Here is an 18,931-nt window from a genome sequence, read left to right as displayed (position 1 = left end):
ACACCCGCACGAAAACGGAGAGCGGAGACCCCTTTCCATGCCGCACTGGTCCGTCTACACCGGCCGCGACGAGCCGCACGACGGCATCGTCCACCTGCCCGCCCCGCCGCCCTGGCGTGCCTTCGACGGCGGGCCCGCCCTGCCGCCGCCGCACGACGGCGACGACGCGACGGCCGTCTCCCCCGACCGCGTGCACCGGGCGAAGTCGTACGTCGCCACCGAGGAGAGTGTCCGGCTCGTCAACGCCGCGCTGTGCCTGCGCCGCCCGCTGCTCGTCACCGGCCCGCCCGGCACCGGCAAGTCCTCCCTGGCCTACGCGGTGGCGCGTGAACTGCGGCTCGGCCCGGTGCTGCGCTGGAACATCACCAGCCGCAGCTCGCTCGCCGACGGCCTCTACCAGTACGACCCGCTGTCCCGGCTGTACGCGGCCAGGGAGGGGCGGGACAGGTCCGGCGAGGTCGAGGACCACCTGCGTCTCGGCCCCCTCGGCACGGCCCTGCTCCCCTACGAGCGGCCCCGGGCGCTGCTCGTCGACGAGATCGACAAGAGCGACCTCGACCTGCCGAACGACCTGCTGAACGTCCTGGAGGAAGGCCAGTTCGAGATCCCGGAACTGGTCCGCGCGGCCCGGCACTCCACCGACGGCGCGGCCGAGGTCCTCGCCGACGGCACGGACACCCCGGTCACCGTCCGGCGCGGCCGGGTCCGCTGCCGGGCCTTTCCGTTCGTCGTGCTGACCAGCAACGGCGAGCGCGAGTTCCCGCCCGCCTTCCTGCGCCGCTGTGTCCGGCTGAAGCTGCGCCGCCCCGACCGGGACCAGCTCACCCACATCGTCCGGGCCCACCTCGACACGCCGGACGGTGAGGCGGACCGCCTGATCACCCGCTTCCTGGAGCGGGCCTCCGGCGGCGAACTGGCCACCGACCAGTTGCTGAACGCCCTCTACCTCACCGGAGTCGCGGGCCTGGACGCCGAGTCCCGCGACGACCTCGCCGAGCAGTTGATGCCCTACCTCAGCGCGACGGCCGACGGCGATGGCTTCTGAGGCCGGTCCCGGGCCGTCCCCGGTCGCCCGGCTGGCGGCGGCGCTCGGGGCGGCGGGCGCCGCGCCGACGCCCCGGGAGATCGCCGAACTGCTCTGGCTGGCAGCTCGGCTGGAGCAGCCCCCGGGGGAGCACGGGGCCGCCCCGCCCCCGGCGTCCGAAGCCCCGGCTGCCGGAGGGGACGCACCCGCCCCGCGGGAGCGGGCCCCCGCCCCACAGCGGACCGCCGAACCCCCGGCCCGGGCCACCACGGCCGCCTCCGGCCGTGTCCCCCTCCGCCTCCCCGCCCCGCGCTCCCCCGACCAGCAGCGGCACGACTCCGGCGGCGGCTCGCCCCTGCTCGCCCCCGCGCCCCCGATGCTCCCCCACCCCCTCGCGCTCCAGCGGGCCCTGCGTCCGCTCCAGCGCAAGGTGCCCTCCGCGCAGCTGCGCCTGCTCGACGAACGGGCCACGGCCGACCGGATCGCGCGGCTGGGCGCCCACCCGGACGTGTGGTTCCCCGTGCTGCGCCCAGCGCCCGACCGCTGGCTGCGCCTGAACCTCGTGCACGACACCGGCCCCACCATGCCGGTCTGGCGGCCCCTGGTGAGCGAACTGCACACGGCGCTCGCCCAGTCGGGCATCTTCCGCGCGGTCACCCTGCACCCGGCCACGCCCGACGGCCGGGCCCGCCAGGTCCCCGCCCTCGACGACGGCCGCACGGCCACCCTCGTCGTCAGCGACTGCATGGGCCCGCAGTGGCGTCCCGGCGAGGCGGGCGCGCGCTGGTACCGCACCCTGCGGCACTGGGCCCGCCGCATGCCGCTCGCCGTGGTCCAGCCCCTCCCCGAACACCTGTGGGCCACCACGGCGCTGCCCGCCGAGCCCGGCCTGCTGACCTCCCCCTCCACGGCGGCCCCCTCCGCCACCCTCGCGTTCACCCCGTACGACGCCGCACCGCCACCCGGCCCGGCGGCCCTCCCGCTGCCGGTCCTGGAGCCGGGCGCCCCCTGGCTGGCCCACTGGGCGGCCCTGCTCGCGGACCCGGGCGGTGCCCGCACACCGGGTGCGGTGGCGTGGCTGCCGCCCGCTCCCGCGCCCCCCGCCGAGCCCGTCCCCGACCTCGCCGCCTCCTCCCCCGAGGATCTGGTCCTGCGCTTTCGCGCGACCGCGTCCCCGGAGGCCTTCCGGCTCGCCGGGCACCTGGCGCTGGCGGTCCCCTCGGTGCCGGTGATGCGCCTCGTCCAGCGCACCCTGGAGCGCGACCCACGCCCCCAGCACCTGGCCGAGGTGATCCTCAGCGGCATGCTCACCTCCGTCCCCGGCCCACCCGGCTCCTACGCCTTCCGGCCCGGCGTAAGGGAGTTGCTGCTGCGCTCCCTGCCCCGCACGGCCCGCGGCCGGACACGGGAGTTCCTCGACCGGGTCGGGGGGCTGATCGACGAGCGCGCGGGCCTGGCCGCCGGGGACTTCCGGGCCGAGACGGGCGGCGGCGAGGGCGAGGGGGGCCCGGCGTTCGCGACGGTCAGCGAGGAGACCGTGCGGCGGCTGGGCGGGGCGGATCCACGGCCCGGGGCCTCGGCCCCGGTGATCCTCTTCGAGGCCGACGACCTGACCGGCCACCCCGAGGCCCGCATCACCCTCGAGTACGCGGTGCACGAGATGCTCTCGCGCGGCGCGCTCGCCCCCCACCGGTTCGACGTCCGCGTCCGCGGCAACGGCTACGACGTCCACACCCGGCCCGGCACCTACCTCCTCCCCGTCCTGGTCGCGGTCCTGCGCGGTCTGCCCGAGGTGCTCACCGGGCTGGTGGACCCGCCGCCGCTGACCGTCACCTTCTGGGACCGGCCCACCCCGCCTCCCCAGCCGCCGCGTGGGCCCTCGGCGATCCAGGTGATCGTCTCCCCGGCCGTCTACGAGCAGTTCGCCGCCAGCTCGGCGGCCCAGGGCCCCCAGCGTTTCCAGCCGCTCTACCGGGACGGCGCCACGGACACCCCGCCCGTCGCCTGGCACTGCCCGCTGTCCCCCGAGACGACCCCGCAGCCCGAGGCCCGCGACCTGGTGCAGGGCCCCTTCATCACCCGTGACCTGCGCCGGCTCGGCATACCGGTCCCGGGCCGCACGGCCGTCGTGCACACCCGGCCCGAGGGCCCGCTGACCCTCCTCGACCCGGCCCGGCCGCACGACGACCGGCCGCCGCGGCTCGTGACGTACTACGAGGTGGACCTCACCACCCACCAGGCCCACCACCAGGTCTCCCTGCCCGGTTCCGGCAAAAGCGCCTTCACCGCCGCGGTCGAGCTGTCCTGGCACGTGGAGGACCCGGTCGCCTTCGTGCGCGCCGAGGTCGGCCGGGTGTCCGAGGCCCTGCTCGACCACCTGCTGGAGGAGGCGGCCCGGATCACCCGCCGGCATCCGCCGCGCCGGGCGGGTGCGGCCCAGCGCGCGGTCAACGCCGGGCTGCGCCGCTGGCCGGTGCCCGGGCTGTCGGTGACGGCGTCGGTGCTGCTGGGCCCGGAGGGCGCCGACCTGCCCGGACCGCCGGGCACCGCGCCCGTGCGGCGCCCGCTGCCGCGGCTGCTGCGCGAGACCGAGACGGTCCTGCTCGGATTCGACGGCCCGCTGGCCCGCCTGTTCCCGGGCGGCGCCGCGCGCGAGGCCGTGACGGACCTGCTCGCCCTGGTCGACGAGCACCGAGACCCGCGGCACGCCCTGCCCGGCACGGTGCGGGAGACGTTCACCCATCCTCTGGACGTGCTCCGGGCCTTCGCCCGGGACCCGCTGGGGCCCCTGCTGCGGGAGCGTCTGGACGCACTCGAACTCCGGGCGGTGCCGCACGCCCCGGCGACCCACAACTCCGCGGCGCTGGTGCGCGCCCTGCACGCCTCCGGCCGCCGCGTCTGTGTCGTCACGGACGCCTGCGCCGAGGCCGTGCCCCGCTATCTGCGGCCCTACGGGGCGCTGCCCCTGGCCGGCGTCCACGGGCGGGCCGGGGACCTGGCGCTGCTCACCCCGCACCCGGACTGCATGGTGCGCGCCCTGGACTCCTGCGAGGGGACCGCCGCCACGGGCCTGGTGATCGGCTCCACGGTCGCCGAGCTGGCCGCCGCCCAGCGGGCCGGGCTGCGCTTCGTCGGCCTCGCCCGGAACACCACGAACGACCGGCTGCTGCGCGAGGCCGGCTGCGAGTCCACGGTCACCTCCCTGGCGCCCCTGCTGGAGGCCGCGCGGTCCCTGTGAGCGGACGCCGAACCCCCCGTTCGGCGGCGCCCCGCCCGGCCCCCCAGGAAAGGCGGCCGGGCCCCCTGCCGCGCACGATGCGAAAGAGGCCCGCCATCCCGGCGGCCCCACGTCTGCGAGGCCCGCCACCTGGCGGCCCCCCACGGTCTGTGCTCTCGGGAGGACCTGCCATGACCGCCAGTCTGGAGCAGTTGCGCCGCTGCCACTTCGCCGTCGACCTCGGGGCGGCCCGCACGCGCGTCTACGTCAAGGGCGCCGGTCTCGTCGTCGACCAGCCGTCCGCCGCCGCCGTGAACACCCGCACCGGCGCGCTGATCGCGGTCGGTGAACTCGCGGAGAAGATGACGGGCCGCACACCGGGCTACATCCGGGTGGTCCGGCCGGTCTCCGGCGGCACCGTCGTCGACATCGAGATGGCGCAGCGCATGCTGCGGCACCTGCTCGGCGACAAGATGCGCCGCGCGCTGCGCCGCAAGCCGATCCTGCGGGCGGCGGCCTGCACCCCGCACGACGCCGACCCGCTGGCCCAGCGCGCCGCGATCGAGACGCTCGTCGGCCTGGGAGCCCGCCGCGTGGAGCTGGTCGACACGCTCATCGCCGCGGCCGTGGGCTGCGGACTGCCCGTCGAGCAGCCCGAGGCCACGATGATCATGGTGTGCGGGGCGGCGGCCACCCAGGTGGCCGTGCTGTCGCTCGGGGCGATCGTCACCGCCGAGCGCATCCCGGTGGGCGGCGAGGCCGTGGACCAGGCGATCGTGCAGCACCTGCGGCACCAGCACGAGCTGATGCTGCCCAGCCAGTCGGTGCGGCCGTTGCAGCTGGCCCTGTCAGGCAACGGCCTCACCCCGCAGGGCCCGGCGTCCACGGAGATCCACGGCCGGGACGTCGCCACCGGCCTGGCCCGCTCCGTCCAGGTCGACACCGCCGCCGTCCGGAACGCCATCCAGACGCCGCTGACCGCGATCCTCGACGGCATCGGCAAGGTGCTGCGGGCCTGCCCGCCCGACCTGGTCGCCGACCTCGCCGACCGGGGGATCATGATGGTCGGCGGCAGCGCCCTGCTGCCGGGCCTGGACCAGATGCTGCGGGAGGCGACGGGCATGCCGGTGCACATCGCCGAGCGCCCGGACGTGTGCGCGGTGCAGGGGCTCGGCGCGATGCTGGAGGGCAGGATCGCGCCGCTGGCGCTGGACACGCTGCACTCCTGAGCCGTCGGCCGCCGGTCAGCGGGCGAACCAGCAGCGCACGGTCGTCCCGCTGTCGCCGCGGTGCACCCGCACCAGGTCGGCGATCAGATTGACCAGCAGGATCCCGCGCCCGCCGCGCTGGTCGCGGGGCACGGGCCGGCGTCCGGCCAGGACGTCCGCGAGCCGTCCCTCGTCGCGGACCTCGCACACCACGTGCCCGTCCTCGGCCCACAGCCGCAGCACTCCCGTGCCGCCGCCGTGCACCACGCTGTTGGTGGTGAGCTCGGCCGTGGCCAGGGCCAGGTCCTCCAGCTTCACGCCCGCGAGACCCAGCCGCGCGCCCTCCCCGACGGCCACGTGCCGGGCCTGGGAGAGCGAGTCGGAGTCGAAGCCGAACGTCAGCGCCTCCTGCACGGGCGCGAGCGGCTCGTTGTAGCGGCTGACGACGTCCTCGGGGGCGAAGGCGTCGCTGTCCTGCTCCGTGGGGGAACCGGGGTGGATGACGGTGGGGTGGGTGGCGTACGCGTCGGCGACCATGTGCTCGGGCAGCCGCACCACGTCGTACGGACACATGATCGTCGCCGTACGGCCCTGGAAGGCGGCGTTGATGAGGGCCTCGTGCTGGGCGCAGGCCGGGTACTCGGACGCGGAGCGCCCCGCCCAGATGGGCTCGCCGATGATCCGCACCCGGCGGCCGGCGGGCTGGGCGTCGGCGAAGGCGCGCAGCACTCCGGGGATGATCCGCCCGGGGTTGCGTCCGGCCTCGCGCATGTCCAGGAGCCGGACGGAGTCGGCGGCGTCCCCCAGCGCGTCCCTGATCAGGGTGAGGTTCTTGCCGGGCACGGCGACGGCGACCGGCTCGTCCGCCTCCAGGCCGGCGCGCACGAAGGGCAGGGTGCCGTCGAGGTACTCCTGCTCGTCCCGGTAGAAGAGCGCCGGGTGGGCGAAGGGGGCCAGGGGGCCGAAGGGCTCGGTCACGGCGGTCGTCATGTCGTCGACACCTCGATTCCGGTATGGCCGGGCCACAGCAGGTCCAGCGTTCGCCGCAGGGCCGGCGGCGGCCGGCGGACGACGAACCGCCGGCCGTCCCGGAGCTGTCCGGCGGCGGCCGCGAGCGCACCGGCGCCCGCGACGTCGACGAACGTCACGTCGGACAGGTCGAGGTAGTACACGTCCTCATCCTCGCGAACAGCCTGCTCCAGCACGCCTTCCCAGATCGCACGCGTCGTCAGGCCGACCTCACCCGCCGCCCTGACACCCTGCCGGCCGGCCAGCGGGAACACCGCCAGGCCCGGCGCGGGCCCGGGAGAGCCGGTCGCCGACATCTGCCGTCTCGTGTTCACGCCCCTCTCCCCACGTTTCCTCCGGATCACAGCGCTCGTACCCGTCCGGGAGAGGCTCATTCCCCCGAACAGTGTGTACTACGCCGTCGCCAGGGCAGGCGAACCTCACACCGACGTCCACGGGGGCGAGTGACGTCGTGCAGTCCGGCCAGACGAACACGACCGACGAGGACCGACAAGGCGGTGACATGACCTCAGCGGCATCACCACATCTCACAGGAGGGCTGGACACCCTGGTCATCTCCGGCCGCGTCGACGCGGACCGCGCCGAGCTCGCCCCGCGGGGTGAGCTCGTCCACGGTTGCGCGGACGTCCTGGGCAGAACCCTGGCCGACCTGCCGGCCACGGTCACCCGGGTCGATCTGGACATGGGGGGCGTGCACTTCATGGACACGGCGGGGCTGCAGTTCCTGGACGTGCTCGCCGACCACGGCAGGCGGCGGTTCCGGTCGGTGACGGCGACCAACTGGAACGGCCAGCCGCGCCGGATCCTGGAGCTGGCCGGCCTGGACACGACCGATCCGCTGACCAACCTGGACGCCGCCGGGGCCGTCTCCGCCGCGGCGCCGGCCACCCCCGCCGCCCCGGCCACCTCGGCGGTCGCGCTGGAACGCGCGGAGCGCCTGCACGTGCTCCAGGAGGAGGTCGAGCAGCTCCGCCAGGCCATCGCCTCACGCCCGGTCATCGACCAGGCCCGGGGCATCCTCATGGCCACCCACGGCTGCACGTCCGACGAGGCGTGGCACATCCTGCGCGAGGCGTCGCAGCTGTCGAACACGAAGCTGCGGGACGTCGCCGCGGCCGTGACCGCGAGCGCGGAGGCGGACGGCCCGCCGCCGTCGGCCGAACTGTGCGCGGCGTTGCGGCGGGCGGTCGCGAGGCGCCGCCGGGACTGAGCGGGGGCCGCGGGGGCGGGGGCGCCCGGTTTCGCGCGGGAGGCCCCGGGTACCCGGCGGCGGCCCGTTCCGGCCCCGCCCGCGCCGAGGAGAATCCCCATGGGCTTCAACCGCCCCGAGCGCCGAGGGCCGCAGGATCACGACCGCGGGCGGGTGCGGTTCGGCCGTTCCCTGACCGGCGGGGCGCTGTCCGGGGTCGGCGTGGCCGCGTTCGTCGACGAGACCGTCTTCCACCAGCTGCTGCACTGGCACCACTTCTACGACCGGTCCACCCCCGACGTGGGCCTGGTCTCCGACGGCCTGTTCCACGCGGGCGGCTGGCTGGCGATGGTGGCGGGCCTGTTCCTCTTCGCCGACCTGCGCCGCAAGGAGGCCCTGCTGCCCCCGGCGTGGTGGTCCGGCGTCTGCCTGGGCCTCGGCGGCTTCCAGCTGTACGACGGCACCGTCCAGCACAAGCTGCTGCGCCTGCACCAGATCCGCTACGAGGTCGATCCGCGGCCCTACGACTGGACCTGGAACGTCAGCGCCGCCCTGTTCCTGCTGGCGGGCCTGCTGCTGTGGCGCCGGGCGCGGCACGCGGAGCGCGGGCGGGCGCGGTGACGACCCCGGCTTACCTGCCGGTGCTCGTCCTGTCGTGCTGTCTGCTGTACACGGTCTGCGCCGCCCGGCTGCGGCGCCGCGGGGACCGCTGGCCCGTGCGTCGCGATACCGGGTTCTGGCTGGGCGGCGGGCTGCTCGTGGCGGCGTACGCCGTGCCGTGGCAGACGTGGTCGGCCCCGTTCACCGCGCACACCGCCGCCCATGTGACGGCCGGCATGGCGGCCCCGCTGCCGGTGGTGCTGGCCCGGCCGGTCACGCTGGCCCTGCGCACCCTCCCGCCGGCCGGCCGCCGCGCCCTGGTCCGGCTGACCCGCTCCCGCCCGGTCACGGCGCTCGTCTTCCCGCCCGTCGCCGCTGCCCTGGACCTCGGCGGCCTGTGGCTCCTCTACCGCACTCCCCTCCTGTCCGCCCTGCACCACCACCCCTTCCTCCTCCTCCACCTCATCGCCGCGGGCACCCTCTTCACCTTCGCCCTGCTCGCCGTGGACCCGGTGCGCCACCGGCCCGGCTGGGCCGTGCGGGGCGGCACCCTCCTGGCCGCCTCGGCTGCCCACGCGATCCTCGCGAAGAGCCTGTGGGCCACCGGCCCGCCCGGCACCGCCCACGCCCCCGCCGACCTGCACGCCGCCTCGCAGCTCATGTACTACGGCGGTGACGCGGTGGAGCTCGCCCTGGCCCTGCTGCTGGCCGGCCAGTGGTACCGCGCACAGGGCCGGTGGTCCCGGCCCCACCGGGGTACCCGGCAGCCGGCGACCGCACAAGGAGGCACACGATGAGCGACCACACACCGTCCCAGGCCGAGGGCGACCGCGACGACGAGCAGGACACGACCCCGCGCCCCACCCCGTCCCAGGCGGAGGGCGACCGCGACGACGCGAGCACCGAGGGCGAGGACGAGGACGGCGGAACGGACGACACCCGGCAGGCCACATAGAGGCGACGCGACGGGGCACCCGTATCTCCCCATCTCATCCCTCGTACAGAGGAGTTACCGTGATCATCGCCGCCGTCGTCGCCGGGTGCGTGCTGCTGGCCGTCCTGGCCTTCCTCCTCCCCCGTCTCTCGCGCCACCCCGAACGCGGCACCCAGCGCTCGCTCGGCGCCGGTGCCCGCGCCGGCGGCAAGGCACCCGGCGTGCTGGGCAGGCTCTTCAGCAAGCCCTTCCACACGAGTTCGCGCGCGGTGAGCCGCAGCGGCTCGGCCGGGCGCCGCACGCGCGGCCGCATGCCCTTCTGACCCGCCCGACCGGATCACCCGGCATGCTGGTCCGGTACACAGGGCAGGCAGAAGGAGACCTCTTCGATGGGTACCGCTGTGCATGTCCCGCAGACGCGGGACATGATCGGGGAGGAACTCTCCGGAGACGAGGCGTTCACCGCGCTGCGGCGCTACGGCGGACGCCGGCTGCTCATCGACGCGTTCACCCGGTTCCGTTACGCCGACGGCTTCAGCAACTCCCGCTCCCTCGCCTTCCAGGTGGTGCTCGGCATGGTGCCGTTCACCATCGCCCTGGTCGGCGTGGCCACGACCGTGCACACCGAGAGCGTGGGGCGGGTCATCGAACTCACCCTCGGCCACATCGTCCCGGGTGCGAGCGCGCAGCTGATCGAGGACGCCCTCGACGGCACCGAGCGCAGCGCCGGTTCAGGTGTCTGGGGCGCCGTCGCCATGTGGCTGGGCCTGGCCTTCGCCGTCCTCAATCTGGCCTCGGCGATGGCCCAGGTCGAGCGGGGCGCCAACCGCATCTACGGCATCGAGCGCGACCGGCCCTTCCTGGCCAAGTACGGCCGCTCCCTGCTGCTCGCCGTCGCCGCGGGCATGCCGATGGTGCTGGGGTTCCTCGTGCTGGTGGCCGGGGACGCCGTCGGCGGCGCGGTGGTCGAGGCCCTCGGCTGGTCGCGGACCTGGCTCGACTGGTGGGGCGCCCTGGACGTGCCGCTGGGCGTAGGGCTCGCCTGGGTCGCCTCTGCGGTGATCTTCCGCTGGGCGCCGCGCCGGGACCAACCGGGGTACACCTGGCTGGCGTTCGGCTCCGCGGTCCATCTGGTGCTGTGGGTCACGGCCACCTGGCTGCTGTCGCTCTACGTCGCCAAGAGCGGTTCGTTCGGCGCCGTCTACGGACCGCTGACCGCCTTCGTCGCCCTGCTGCTGTGGGCCAACCTGACGGGTGTGGTGCTCTTCCTCGGCATCGCCTTCGCCGCTCAGCTGGAGGCGGCCCGGGCCGGCATCACCGAGGCCGTGCGGCCGGACCCGGGCCCCGGGCCGTGACGCGCCCGGGGGCCCGGGACGGATTCCTGACGCGCGCCCGGCCCCTGTGATCACCGCGCGCAACCAGGACGTATCGTCCTCGGTGTGAGCGATGTGCCCCCCGCGACCACGACACCGGAAGACCGACAGGTGACCTCCGACCTCTCCGGAAGACCGGTGACCGGCGACGATCCGGCCCTGCGGGCGGCCTACCGACTGTGCCGGCGCCGGACGAGGGACCAGGACCCGGCGGAGTACGCGCTGATCCAGCTGGTGCCTGCGGCCCTGCGCCCGGCGCTGCACGCCCTGTGGGCGGCCGCCAGCGCCCTCGACGACCTGGGCGACGACCGCACCGCCCCCGCCGCCGAGCGCGCCGCCCGGGTCGAGGCCTGGATCACCGCCCTGCACCGCGAACTGCCCGCCGGCTCCAGCCCCGACCCGGTCCGCCACGCCCTGGTGGACACCGCGAACCGCTGGCGCCTGGACCTGTCCGAGCTGCGCGACGCCATGGCCCAGGTCCGGGACGACACCCGCGGCAGGCGCTTCGCCGACTGGGCGCAGTGGCGCGCCTGGGGCCGGGACAACCTGCTGCCCTGGTTCGGCCAGGTGCGCACGGTCTTCGACCGGGCCGGTGTCCCCGTGGCGCTGCGTCTGGACACCCGTGAGACCTATGAGAAGTTCCTCGACGGTGTCCGGCTCACCGACATCCTGACCGACCTGTCCGCCGACCTCGCCCAGGGCGACCTGCTGCTGCCCGCCGAGGCCCTCGACCGGCACCCCGGGGCCGCCGCCGACCTCGCGCGGCTGCGCTGGAGCCCCGCCGTCGCCGCCCTGGTGACACACCTGACCGGCCTGGCCCGGCAGTGGGTGACCCAGCAGTCCCTCGCCCGCGGCATGCACCCCGGGCCCGCGACGGTCCTGCACACGATGGCCGCCCTGCTGCGTGCCCAGCTCGACGCCGTCGACGCCGCCGGTCCGGCCCTGCTGCGCTCCCCGCCCCGGCCCGCGCTGCGCACCCGCGCCCGCATCCTCGCCCCGGCCCGAACCCGTGCGGCCCTGGCCTGGAGCCTGACCCCGCTGACGGTGCCGCCACGGTGCCGGCCCGGCCCGCAGGCATCACCGGAAGCCGCCCCGCCGGCACCCACCGGCGTCTTCCGGCAGCCGCCGCCCCACCCCAGCGGCGAGCGGCCGCCCGAGATCCCGCCGGACCGGCTGCCCGGGCACGTCGCCGTGATCATGGACGGCAACGGACGCTGGGCCCAGCAGCGCGGCCTGCCCCGGCACGAGGGACATCGCGCCGGTGCCGCCACGGTCCGCGAGGTGGTGCACGGCGCCCTGGAGATCGGCCTGCGCCATCTGACGCTCTACACGTTCTCCACCGAGAACTGGCACCGCGACCCGGAGGAGGTCGACGCGATCCTCGACCTCCTGCGCGGTGAACTGGCCGAGAACCCCTTCCGCGACCTCGACGTCCGGCTGCGCTGGCACGGCCGCGCGGGGCGGCTGCCCCCGGACCTGGTCGATCTGCTCCATCTGCGGGAGCGCACCACCCGCGCCCGCACCGGCCTGACGCTGACGATGTGCATCGACTACGGCGGCCGGGACGAGCTCACCCGTACGGCCGCCGCCCTGGCCCAGCGGGCCCGGGCCGGTCATCTGGAGCCGCATCTGATCGCCGAGGACGACTTCGCGCGCCATCTGCCCCTGGGGGACCTGCCGGACGTGGACCTGCTCTGGCGCACCGGCGGCGAACAGCGCGTGTCGAACTTCCTGCCCTGGCACTCCGCGTACGCCGAGCTGCACTTCACCGAGGGGCTGTGGCCCGACGCGGACCGCCGCGACCTCTGGCAGGCGGTCACCGCGTTCACCCACCGCCAGCGCCACCACGGTGCGACACCGGCCACGGCGGGATCCGCCGCGGGTACCCCGGCCGCCCCTGCCGACGGACCGTCAGCAGCGCGCTCCACGGCGGCTCCTGCGGCGGGGCCGGGCGAGTGAAGGGGGTGGGCCGCTCGGGAGCGGCGCCGTCGCTCTCGCGCGCTCGCGCGTAGAAACGGTTCTGCGCGGGTAGCGCGTGGTGGGGCGGGTGGGACTCGAACCCACGGCCGACGGATTATGAGTCCGCTGCTCTAACCGGCTGAGCTACCGCCCCATAGCGGCGTGTCGCGTACATGTGTGCGCGCCGTCTGCCGCAGCATAGCCGCTCATACGATCTCCTGCTTCGGCTGGGCGGCTGCGCACGGCCTACGTGACCTTGAGGACTGCGCCGGGTGCTGCGCGGTTCCCGGGACAGCGGAACGGACATGAAAAAGGACCCCTGAGAGGGGCCCTCGTTCAACCTGCTCCCCCGACTGGACTCGAACCAGTAACCTGCCGGTTAACAGCCGGCTGCTCTGCCAATTGAGCTACGGAGGACCGAGCTCCCCGGACTGGACTCGAACCAGTAACCTGCCGGTTAACAGCCGGCTGCTCTGCCAATTGAGCTACCGAGGAAGGTCTCGTATGCATCGAACGTGGCTACCCGGGTATTCGCCAGGGGGCGCGCGTTCGCTGCGACACATACATTAGCGCAAGCAGGGGGGTGCTCCGCCAATCGGTACTCCCCGGCACCGACGCCGCACCGGAGACCTACGCAAGGAAAGGGTGGCCGCCATGCGTTACCGGCTCACGTTTGTCGCCGGAGTCGTCCTGGGTTACGTGCTGGGCACGAGGGCCGGACGCGAGCGCTACGAGCAGCTGAAGAAGTCAGCCCGGCAGCTCGCTCAGAACCCCGCAGTCCGCAACACCGCGGAGACCGCGGCCCACCAGGGCCGTGAATTCGCGGGCAAGGCGTACCACGTGGTGAGCGACAAGGTCGGCGACCGGGTCCCCGAGTCTGTGGCGGACCGGGTCCGTCACCTCCGCGACCGGGCCACCCACAACGGCGGCCAGGACGACTGGGGCACGAGCAATACCTGATCTCCTGGACGCCGGGATCGACGACGTCCTTCGAGGGGCGCGGGGAACTGCGCGACCAGCCCCGACGCACCCGCACGCGAACCCGGCGACGCATCCCCACGGCGCCCACGGCTCCAGCCAGCGCAGCGGTACGGCAGAATTTTGGCCATGGGGATAGTCGCCGGGTTGGACAGTTCGCCCGATTTCACTCGTATCGTCGTCTGTGACACGGATACCGGAGCCGTGCTCAGGCAGGGATATGCACCGCATCCGGTGGAGAGCCCCGAGGGCGGCGGCCGGCCGTCGGACGTCGACCCGCAGGCCTGGCTGCTCTCCCTGGGCGAGGCCGCGGGGGGCGGCCTGCTGGAGGGTGTGCAGGCCATCGGCGTCTCGGCGCAGCAGAACGCCGTCGTGCCGCTGGACGCGCAGGGCAACACCGTCCGCCCGGCGATGGTCGGCGGCGACAAGCGCACCCAGGTCGCCGCGGCCGATCTGGTCGACGCGCTCGGCGGGCGCGAGGCGTGGGCGCAGGCGGTGGGGTCCGTGCCGCAGGCCGCGCAGCCGATCACCAAGCTGCGCTGGCTGGCCCGGACCGAGCCGGAGAACGCGCAGCGCACCGCGATCCTCCTCCAGGCGCACGACTGGCTGGTGTGGCAGTTGCTGGGCCGGCCGGTCAGGAGGACCACCGACCGGGGCGGGGCATCCGGCACCGGCTACTGGTCGGCGGCGACCGGCGGCTACCGGCCCGACCTCGTGGAGCTGGCGCTCGGGCATCAGGTGATGCTGCCGGAGGTGATCGGACCGGCGGACGCGGCCGGTACGACGCCGGAAGGGCTGCTGATCTCCGTGGGGACCGGCGAGACCATGGCGGCGGCGTTCGGTCTCGGCATCGGCCTGGGTGACGCGGTGGTGTCGCTGGGCGCGTCCGGGTCCGTGATGGCCGTCCACCCCGAGGCGCTGGTCGACGGGTCCGGGATGATCACCGCGCTCGCGGATGCGACCGGCATGCACCTGCCCGTCGTCACCACCCTGAACGCCGTACGGACGCTGCGCGGGGCCGCCGAGCTGCTGGGGCTGCCCGATCTGGAGAGCCTGTCCGACCTGGCGATGAAGTCGACTCCCGGGTCGCACGGCCTGGTGCTGCTGCCCTATCTGGAGGGTGAGCGGACACCGAACCTGCCGCACACCGCCGGGACGCTGGCCGGCCTCAGACGCGAGTCGATGAAGGCGGAGCACCTGGCGCGGGCCGCGTTCGAGGGCATGCTGTGCGGGCTCGCGGACGCGCTGGACGTGCTGCGCGGCCGGGGCGTCGACGTGCGGCGGGTGTTCCTGCTCGGACCGGCCGCCGAACTGCCCGCCGTGCAGGCCGCGGCTCCCATGCTGTTCGGGACGCAGGTCGTCGTGCCGCAGCCCGCGGACTACGCGGCGATCGGTGCCGCCCGTCAGGCCGCCTGGGCGCTCGGGGCCTCGCAGGGCACGCTCGACGTGCGCAATCCGCCGGCCTGGCAGGGCGCGGTGGCGCAGGTGCTGGAACCCGGGGAGGAACTGGCCGTGGGGCAGGCGGTGCGGCAGCAGTTCGTGGCGGTACGGGAGCAGACGCATCCCGGGGCCCTGTGACCTCTTGACCGCTTGTTGGGTTAATTCGGTTGAGGTAACGCGGGTGGAGTGTTCGACGATAGGGGCCAGGGGCAACCACTGGCCCCGTCGTCCACTCCGAGAGAAGCAGCGTGCTCATACGACTCCTGCGGACCTGTCTCAGGCCCTACAAGAGACCCATCGCTCTCCTGGTGCTGCTGCAGTTCCTGCAGACCTGCGCCACGCTCTACCTGCCCACGCTGAACGCGGACATCATCGACCAGGGCGTCGTCAACGGCGACACCGGCTACATCCTGGGCTACGGCGGCCTGATGATCGGCATCTCGCTGGTCCAGGTCGTGTGCAACATCGGCGCCGTGTACTACGGCGCCCGCACGGCGTCGGCACTGGGGCGGGACCTGCGGGCGTCCGTGTTCGACCGGGTGCAGTCGTTCTCCGCGCGTGAGGTCGGTCACTTCGGGGCGCCGTCGCTGATCACCCGGACGACGAACGACGTCCAGCAGGTGCAGATGCTGGCGCTGATGACGTTCACCCTGCTGGTGTCGGCGCCGATCATGTGCGTGGGCGGCATCGTGCTGGCGCTCGGTCTGGACGTGCCGCTGTCCGGGGTCCTGGTCGCGGTCGTGCCGGTGCTGGGCATCTGCGTGACGCTGATCGTGCGGCGGCTGCGGCCGCTGTTCCGGTCCATGCAGGAGCGGCTGGACTCGGTGAACCGGGTGCTGCGCGAGCAGATCACCGGCAACCGTGTGATCCGGGCCTTCGTCCGGGACGAGTACGAACAGCAGCGGTTCCGGAAGGCCAACACCGATCTCACGGATTTCGCGCTGCGCACCGGAAATCTGCTGGCGCTGATGTTCCCGATCGTCATGACGGTGGTGAACCTGTCGTCGATCGCCGTGGTGTGGTTCGGCGCGCACCGCATCGACAGCGGCGGGATGCAGATCGGTGATCTGACGGCGTTCCTGGCCTATCTGATGCAGATCGTCATGTCCGTGATGATGGCCACCTTCATGTTCATGATGGTGCCGCGCGCGGAGGTGTGCGCCGAGCGCATCCAGGAGGTGCTGGACACCTCCTCCAGCGTCGTGCCGCCGTCGGCGCCGGTGCGGGAGCTGCGCCGGCACGGGCATCTGGAGATCCGCGGGGCGGGCTTCCGCTACCCGGGTGCCGAGGAGCCGGTGCTGCGGTCGGTGGACCTGGTGGCCCGGCCGGGTGAGACGACCGCCGTGATCGGCTCGACCGGCAGCGGCAAGTCCACCCTGCTCGGGCTGGTCCCGCGGCTGTTCGACGCGACCGACGGGCAGGTGCTCGTCGACGGTGTCGAGGTGGCGGAGATCGACCCGAAGCTGCTCGCGAAGACGGTCGGGATGGTGCCGCAGAAGCCGTATCTGTTCGCGGGGACGGTGGCGACCAATCTGCGCTACGGCAATCCGGACGCCACCGACGAGGAGTTGTGGCACGCGCTGGAGGTGGCGCAGGCCAAGGACTTCGTGGAGCGGCTGGAGGGCGGTCTCGACGCGCCGATCGCCCAGGGCGGGACGAACGTCTCCGGTGGCCAGCGCCAGCGGCTCGCGATCGCCCGGACGCTGGTGCAGCGGCCCGAGATCTACCTCTTCGACGACTCCTTCTCGGCGCTCGACTACGCCACGGACGCCGCGCTGCGGGCCGCGCTGTCGCAGGAGACCGCCGAGGCGACCGTGGTGATCGTGGCCCAGCGGGTGTCGACCATCCGGGACGCCGACCGGATCGTGGTCCTCGACGAGGGCCGGGTCGTCGGCACCGGCCGGCACCACGAGCTGATGGCGGACAACGAGACCTACCGGGAGATCGTGCTCTCCCAGCTCACGGAAGCGGAGGCTGCCTGATGGCGGGGCCCATGGGGCGGATGATGGCCGGGGGCGGCCCCGACCAGCGCTCGCTGGACTTCAAGGGATCGGGCAAGCGGCTCGTCGCGCGGTTCCGGCCGGAGCGCGTGACCATCTACGTGCTGCTGCTGTGCGTGGTGCTCAGCGTCGGCCTCAACGTCGTCGGTCCGAAGATCCTCGGCAAGGCCACCGACCTGGTCTTCGCTGGCATCATCGGGCGCGGCATGCCCGAGGGGGCGTCCAAGGACCAGGTCCTGGAGCAGATGCGGCAGCGCGGTGACGGTGACGAAGCCGACATGCTGCGCAGCACCGACTTCACTCCGGGCGAGGGCATCGACTTCACGGCCGTCGGGCATGTGCTGCTGCTCGCGCTGGGTGTGTTCACGGTGGCCGGGCTGCTGATGGCGGTGGCGACGCGGCTGGTGAACCGGGCCGTGAACCGGACCATGTTCCGGATGCGCGAGGACGTGCAGACGAAGCTGTCGCGGCTGCCGCTGTCGTACTTCGACCAGCGCCAGCGCGGCGAGGTGCTGTCCCGGGCGACCAACGACATCGACAACATCGGGCAGACCCTCCAGCAGTCGATGGGGCAGCTCATCAACTCGGTGCTGACCATCATCGGCGTGCTCGCGATGATGTTCTACGTCTCCTGGATCCTGGCGCTGGTCGCGCTGGTGACCGTGCCGCTGTCGTTCGTCGTGGCGACGCGCGTGGGCAAGCGGTCGCAGCCGCACTTCGTGCAGCAGTGGCGCTCCACGGGCCAGTTGAACGCGCACATCGAGGAGATGTACACCGGGCACGCCCTGGTGAAGGTGTTCGGGCGGCAGGAGGAGTCGGCGCGGCAGTTCGCCGAGCAGAACGACGCGCTGTACGAGGCGGGGTTCAAGGCGCAGTTCAACAGCGGGGTCATGCAGCCGCTGATGATGTTCGTGTCGAACCTCAACTACGTGCTGGTCGCGGTCGTCGGCGGGCTGCGGGTCGCCTCGGGCTCGCTGTCCATCGGTGATGTGCAGGCGTTCATCCAGTACTCGCGGCAGTTCTCCATGCCGCTGACGCAGGTGGCGTCGATGGCGAACCTGGTGCAGTCGGGTGTCGCCTCGGCGGAGCGGGTCTTCGAGCTGCTCGACGCGGAGGAGCAGGGCGCCGACCCGGTGCCGGGCGTGCGGCCCGCGGAGCTGCGCGGGCAGGTGGCGCTGGAGCGCGTGTCGTTCCGCTACGACCCGGACAAGCCGCTGATCGAGGACCTGTCGCTGAAGGTCGAGCCGGGGCAGACGGTGGCCATCGTCGGCCCGACCGGCGCCGGCAAGACGACCCTGGTCAACCTGCTGATGCGGTTCTACGACGTCACGGGCGGGCGGATCACCCTCGACGGCGTCGACATCGCGCGCATGTCCCGGGACGAACTGCGGGCCGGGATCGGCATGGTGCTCCAGGACACCTGGCTGTTCGGCGGCACGATCGCGGAGAACATCGCGTACGGCGCGTCCAGGAAGGTGACCCGGGGCGAGATCGAGGAGGCGGCCCGGGCGGCGCACGCGGACCGGTTCGTGCGGACGCTGCCGGACGGGTACGACACGGTCATCGACGACGAGGGGACGGGGGTGAGCGCGGGTGAGAAGCAGCTCATCACCATCGCCCGGGCCTTCCTGTCCGACCCGGTGATCCTGGTGCTGGACGAGGCGACGAGTTCCGTCGACACCCGTACCGAGGTGCTCATCCAGAAGGCGATGGCCAAACTGGCGCACGGGCGCACGTCGTTCGTCATCGCCCACCGGCTGTCGACGATCCGGGACGCGGACACGATCCTGGTGATGGAGAACGGGTCGATCGTGGAGCAGGGCGCGCACGAGGAGCTGCTCGCGGCCGGCGGCGCCTACGCGCGGCTGTACCAGGCGCAGTTCGCGCAGGCGGTGGCCGAGGTGGACTGAGTCGCGGTCCGGGGGTGCCGGGCGGTGTCGTGGGGCGGCTGCGGGCCGGTGGGGGCTGGTCGCGCAGTTC

General features: G+C 73.7%; 16 protein-coding genes and 3 tRNA genes. 14 read left to right on the top strand and 5 right to left on the bottom strand.

Features of this window, described 5'->3' with window-relative positions; translation table 11 throughout:
- The first annotated feature begins 37 nt into the window (after positions 1-37).
- The 3 genes from AC0665_RS07745 to AC0665_RS07735 all read left to right on the top strand — a co-directional run bounded on the left by AC0665_RS07745 (position 38) and on the right by AC0665_RS07735 (position 5,470).
- Positions 38-1,045, top strand: coding sequence for an AAA family ATPase (locus AC0665_RS07745; RefSeq protein WP_478704611.1), 1,008 nt, complete (start codon positions 38-40; stop codon positions 1,043-1,045).
- Positions 1,035-4,262, top strand: coding sequence for an SAV_2336 N-terminal domain-related protein (locus AC0665_RS07740; RefSeq protein WP_478704610.1), 3,228 nt, complete (start codon positions 1,035-1,037; stop codon positions 4,260-4,262). Before AC0665_RS07745 ends, AC0665_RS07740 begins: the two co-directional genes overlap by 11 nt.
- 170 nt (positions 4,263-4,432) lie before the next feature.
- Entirely contained in the window at positions 4,433-5,470 is a 1,038-nt protein-coding gene (locus AC0665_RS07735) for a rod shape-determining protein (protein ID WP_468633886.1), read from the top strand.
- Positions 5,471-5,485: 15 nt separating this feature from the next.
- Here AC0665_RS07735 and AC0665_RS07730 read toward each other — a convergent pair whose 3' ends face one another.
- Both AC0665_RS07730 and AC0665_RS07725 read right to left on the bottom strand, forming a co-directional pair.
- Positions 5,486-6,439 carry an anti-sigma factor RsbA family regulatory protein gene (locus AC0665_RS07730; protein ID WP_468408806.1) on the bottom strand — a complete coding sequence of 318 codons (954 nt, stop codon included), beginning with the start codon at positions 6,437-6,439 and terminating at the stop codon, positions 5,486-5,488.
- Complete coding sequence (locus AC0665_RS07725; RefSeq protein ID WP_478704609.1) at positions 6,436-6,792, bottom strand: STAS domain-containing protein; 357 nt, start codon at positions 6,790-6,792, stop codon at positions 6,436-6,438. Before AC0665_RS07725 ends, AC0665_RS07730 begins: the two co-directional genes overlap by 4 nt.
- Before the next feature lie 188 nt (positions 6,793-6,980).
- On the opposite strand from AC0665_RS07725, the gene AC0665_RS07720 reads away from it, so the two are divergent.
- From AC0665_RS07720 to uppS, 7 genes are all read left to right on the top strand, one after another.
- Positions 6,981-7,688: an ANTAR domain-containing protein gene (locus tag AC0665_RS07720; RefSeq protein ID WP_478704608.1), complete on the top strand. Its 708-nt coding sequence runs from the start codon at positions 6,981-6,983 to the stop codon at positions 7,686-7,688.
- Between the two features lie 99 nt (positions 7,689-7,787).
- Positions 7,788-8,288, top strand: coding sequence for a DUF2243 domain-containing protein (locus AC0665_RS07715; protein ID WP_478602422.1), 501 nt, complete (start codon positions 7,788-7,790; stop codon positions 8,286-8,288).
- Positions 8,285-9,064 carry a cytochrome c oxidase assembly protein gene (locus AC0665_RS07710; protein ID WP_478704607.1) on the top strand — a complete coding sequence of 260 codons (780 nt, stop codon included), beginning with the start codon at positions 8,285-8,287 and terminating at the stop codon, positions 9,062-9,064. Before AC0665_RS07715 ends, AC0665_RS07710 begins: the two co-directional genes overlap by 4 nt.
- Positions 9,061-9,222, top strand: a complete 162-nt coding sequence (locus AC0665_RS07705; protein WP_478602418.1) for a hypothetical protein — start codon at positions 9,061-9,063, stop codon at positions 9,220-9,222. The genes AC0665_RS07710 and AC0665_RS07705 overlap by 4 nt, the downstream gene beginning before the upstream one ends.
- A gap of 59 nt (positions 9,223-9,281) precedes the next feature.
- Positions 9,282-9,524, top strand: coding sequence for a DUF6411 family protein (locus AC0665_RS07700; protein WP_363118662.1), 243 nt, complete (start codon positions 9,282-9,284; stop codon positions 9,522-9,524).
- A 66-nt stretch (positions 9,525-9,590) separates the two neighbouring features.
- A complete protein-coding gene (locus AC0665_RS07695; RefSeq protein ID WP_468408818.1) occupies positions 9,591-10,556 on the top strand; it encodes a YihY/virulence factor BrkB family protein in 966 nt (321 codons plus the stop codon).
- 84 nt (positions 10,557-10,640) lie between these two features.
- Entirely contained in the window at positions 10,641-12,533 is a 1,893-nt protein-coding gene (gene uppS / locus AC0665_RS07690) for a polyprenyl diphosphate synthase (protein WP_478704606.1), read from the top strand.
- Positions 12,534-12,610: 77 nt separating this feature from the next.
- On the opposite strand, the gene AC0665_RS07685 is transcribed toward uppS, so the two are convergent.
- The 3 genes from AC0665_RS07685 to AC0665_RS07675 form a co-directional block, all read right to left on the bottom strand.
- A tRNA-Ile gene (locus tag AC0665_RS07685) sits at positions 12,611-12,687 on the bottom strand.
- Positions 12,688-12,877: 190 nt separating this feature from the next.
- Positions 12,878-12,950, bottom strand: a tRNA-Asn gene (locus tag AC0665_RS07680).
- 5 nt (positions 12,951-12,955) lie between these two features.
- Positions 12,956-13,028 (bottom strand) — tRNA-Asn (locus tag AC0665_RS07675).
- Between the two features lie 159 nt (positions 13,029-13,187).
- On the opposite strand from AC0665_RS07675, the gene AC0665_RS07670 reads away from it, so the two are divergent.
- From AC0665_RS07670 to AC0665_RS07655, 4 genes are all read left to right on the top strand, one after another.
- On the top strand, positions 13,188-13,493 hold the full coding sequence (locus AC0665_RS07670; protein WP_363118665.1) for a YtxH domain-containing protein: 306 nt from the start codon (positions 13,188-13,190) through the stop codon (positions 13,491-13,493).
- A gap of 147 nt (positions 13,494-13,640) precedes the next feature.
- Entirely contained in the window at positions 13,641-15,089 is a 1,449-nt protein-coding gene (locus tag AC0665_RS07665; RefSeq protein ID WP_366053002.1) for an FGGY family carbohydrate kinase, read from the top strand.
- A gap of 110 nt (positions 15,090-15,199) precedes the next feature.
- Entirely contained in the window at positions 15,200-16,933 is a 1,734-nt protein-coding gene (locus AC0665_RS07660) for an ABC transporter ATP-binding protein (RefSeq protein ID WP_468408822.1), read from the top strand.
- Entirely contained in the window at positions 16,933-18,861 is a 1,929-nt protein-coding gene (locus tag AC0665_RS07655; protein WP_478507731.1) for an ABC transporter ATP-binding protein, read from the top strand. The genes AC0665_RS07660 and AC0665_RS07655 overlap by 1 nt, the downstream gene beginning before the upstream one ends.
- The last annotated feature ends 70 nt before the right edge of the window (positions 18,862-18,931 follow it).

Source organism: Streptomyces sp. NPDC043685 (assembly GCF_056436585.1).
The sequence above is the reverse complement of the archived record's forward strand: the minus strand, read 5'-3'. Positions and strand labels throughout refer to the sequence as shown.

What these genes read in the sequence shown, in the direction of transcription:
- AC0665_RS07695 (WP_468408818.1), top strand. Translation starts at nt 9,591, where the DNA reads ATGGGTACCGCTGTGCATGTCCCGCAGACGCGGGACATGATCGGGGAG.
- AC0665_RS07745 (WP_478704611.1), top strand. Translation starts at nt 38, where the DNA reads ATGCCGCACTGGTCCGTCTACACCGGCCGCGACGAGCCGCACGACGGC.
- AC0665_RS07655 (WP_478507731.1), top strand. Translation starts at nt 16,933, where the DNA reads ATGGCGGGGCCCATGGGGCGGATGATGGCCGGGGGCGGCCCCGACCAG.
- AC0665_RS07705 (WP_478602418.1), top strand. Translation starts at nt 9,061, where the DNA reads ATGAGCGACCACACACCGTCCCAGGCCGAGGGCGACCGCGACGACGAG.
- AC0665_RS07720 (WP_478704608.1), top strand. Translation starts at nt 6,981, where the DNA reads ATGACCTCAGCGGCATCACCACATCTCACAGGAGGGCTGGACACCCTG.
- AC0665_RS07715 (WP_478602422.1), top strand. Translation starts at nt 7,788, where the DNA reads ATGGGCTTCAACCGCCCCGAGCGCCGAGGGCCGCAGGATCACGACCGC.
- AC0665_RS07670 (WP_363118665.1), top strand. Translation starts at nt 13,188, where the DNA reads ATGCGTTACCGGCTCACGTTTGTCGCCGGAGTCGTCCTGGGTTACGTG.
- AC0665_RS07740 (WP_478704610.1), top strand. Translation starts at nt 1,035, where the DNA reads ATGGCTTCTGAGGCCGGTCCCGGGCCGTCCCCGGTCGCCCGGCTGGCG.
- AC0665_RS07730 (WP_468408806.1), bottom strand. Translation starts at nt 6,439, where the DNA reads ATGACGACCGCCGTGACCGAGCCCTTCGGCCCCCTGGCCCCCTTCGCC.
- AC0665_RS07735 (WP_468633886.1), top strand. Translation starts at nt 4,433, where the DNA reads ATGACCGCCAGTCTGGAGCAGTTGCGCCGCTGCCACTTCGCCGTCGAC.
- AC0665_RS07665 (WP_366053002.1), top strand. Translation starts at nt 13,641, where the DNA reads ATGGGGATAGTCGCCGGGTTGGACAGTTCGCCCGATTTCACTCGTATC.